3 protein-coding genes are annotated in these 2,484 nt (G+C 44.7%); all 3 read left to right on the forward strand.

From position 1 onward, the window contains the following. The coding region (locus QMD21_07545; GenBank protein MDI6856616.1) for an acyl-CoA dehydratase activase at positions 1–654 on the forward strand (654 nt) is incomplete at its 5' end. A gap of 14 nt (positions 655–668) precedes the next feature. Further along, positions 669–956, forward strand: coding sequence for a 4Fe-4S binding protein (locus tag QMD21_07550; protein MDI6856617.1), 288 nt, complete (start codon positions 669–671; stop codon positions 954–956). A 35-nt stretch (positions 957–991) separates the two neighbouring features. Next, on the forward strand, positions 992–2,484 hold a 1,493-nt coding region (locus QMD21_07555; GenBank protein MDI6856618.1), incomplete at its 3' end, for an FAD-dependent oxidoreductase.

Genomic DNA, 2,484 nt, shown 5'->3' on the forward strand with positions numbered 1-2,484 from the left:
ACAGGTCTTAAAATAGAAAATATTCATTACATTGTAGGAACTGGTTACGGACGAGTAAACGTTCCTTTTGCTCACAAAGCGATAACAGAGATAGCTTGTCATGCTAGAGGCGCTAATTTTATGTACGGCAATACTGTAAGAACAGTGCTGGACATGGGTGGGCAGGATTGCAAGGCGATACGCTGTGATGAGCGGGGCAAGGTAACTGCATTCCTTATGAACGATAAATGCGCTGCCGGCACAGGTAGAGGTATGGAAGTATTTGCAGACCTATTAGCTGTGCCTATCGAAGAGGTTGGTAAACTTTCATTAGAAGTCGAAATAGAGCCTCCGCCGGTAAGCAGTACTTGTGTAGTATTCGCAAAATCAGAGGCTACCGGGCTACTACGCGAAGGATGGCCTAAAAGCAAAGTACTGGCTGCATATTGCTCGGCAATGGCTCATAGAATATTTACATTGCTAGAGCGCGTGGGCGTAGAAAAAGATTTTGCTATTACTGGTGGCATTGCTAAAAACGAGGGCGTTGTAAAAAGATTAGAAAACGAACTAGGCATCAAGGCACTTACACCGAATTTTGATACTCAGATCGTAGGAGCTGTTGGTGGAGCGCTTTTCGCAAAGGCTCTATTCGAAAAAGCGCAGAAAGCTACATAAAAAGTGAGAAAAATATGTTGGCTAACTACGGCTACAAAGACGGCTCCGGAGAGTATTTCATTACTATCGATACAGATAAGTGCGACGGATGCGGTAAGTGTGTAGAAGCATGCCCTTACGGTGTTATGGTAGTAGGACCTGATGAAAACGACCCTCTCCGAGAAGAGCCTGTAGCACTAGTAAAGTTAGAAGAACGCAAGAAAATCAAATATACTTGCGCACCTTGCAAGCCCACGAGTGGCGAAAGGAAGTTGCCGTGCATACTGGCTTGCGAACGAGGAGCGATTACGCACTCTTGGTAGCGATTGGAACAATTAAGCAGGTGTAAGAAGCTAAAATGAAAAAAATGATAACACTGACTATTGACGATGTAGAGGTCAAAGTTGAGGAAAGTTCAACTGTACTAGACGCTGCTAAGAGCGTGGGTATATACATTCCAGCACTTTGCGCCCATCCTAACTTACCACCTGCAATTGGCATGAAGCCAGGCAATGCTATTTATCGCGGTAACGAGCTGGTCAGAAACTCTTTTCCCAAAGAGTTTGAAGGTTGTAAGCTTTGCGTAGTTGAGATTGAAGGTGCGCAAACCACTTCACTTGCATGCAATACTTTCGTTACTGAGGGAATGGTTGTCCACACTAACACTCCACGCCTCAAAGAGCTAAGACGCGATAACTTAGCACAAATTCTTGCTAACCATCCTCACGCATGCTTGACTTGCGCTGAGCGTGAAGGCTGTAGCAGAGAGCCCTGCTCGCTTAATGTGCCTGTAAACGAGCGCTGCTGCCCTAAGCTTGGTAGGTGCGAGCTACAAAAGGTTGCTGAGTACATTGGAATCAAACCAGAGCTTACCCGATACCAGTCCAGAGGGCTTCCGAGCTTGAAAGATGAGCCTTTATTTGAACGCGACTATAATTTATGCATAGGGTGCTTGCGTTGTGTTAGAGTATGCAAGGATATACGAGGAGTAGGCGCGCTCGACTTCGTTTGGAATGGTAGCGAGTTTGTTGTAGGTACTATTTCAAGCGCTTCTCTTAAAGATTCTGATTGCAAGTTCTGTGGCGCATGCGTTGAGGTTTGCCCTACCGGCGCGTTGACAGATAAGAAAATAATGATGCTGGCCGAACGTGAAAAAGAGCTAGTTCCATGTAGCAACGCCTGTCCCGCAGGTATAGATGTTCCGCGCTACGTTAGGCTTATCAAGAAAGAAAAGTTTGCTGAGGCATATAATGTGATTCGAGAGAAAGTGCCATTTCCTTCTGTACTTGGAAGAGTTTGCCACAGACCTTGTGAGAGTGAATGTAGGCGTAGCGAACTGAACGAGCCTATAGCTGTACGTGAGCTCAAGCGCTTTGTTACGGAGCAAGCTGAAGGAGCAAAAGTGATTAAAAAGCGCGCGCCAACTGGAAAGAAAGTAGCTGTTGTAGGCTCCGGTCCGGCAGGACTGACTGCAAGTTACTATCTTGCAGAGAAAGGATATGATGTTACTGTCTTTGAATCTTTACCTGTTGCGGGGGGTGCGCTTGCCGTATGCATACCAGAATATAGATTGCCAAAGGAAATTCTTGATATTGATATTCAAAATATTAGAAACGCAGGTGTAAAGATTAAAACCAATGTTACTGTAGGTAATGATGTTCTCTTTGATGATATTTTGAAGGAATACAAGGCGGTATTTATTGCTACAGGCGCACATAAATCACTGAAATTAGACATCCCAAATGAGAATGCAGATGGTGTCCTATATGCTATGGAATTCCTAAAAGATGCGAACCTTAAAAAAAAGATTAAAATAGGTAAGAGGGTTGGTGTGATCGGTGGAGGCAATGC

The sequence above is a fragment of the Candidatus Thermoplasmatota archaeon genome (assembly GCA_030018475.1).
GTDB lineage: Archaea > Thermoplasmatota > JASEFT01 > JASEFT01 > JASEFT01 > JASEFT01.

Bases quoted from the DNA above. Each gene is read 5' to 3' on its own strand.
- QMD21_07550 (MDI6856617.1), top strand. From the start codon at position 669: ATGTTGGCTAACTACGGCTACAAAGACGGCTCCGGAGAGTATTTCATT.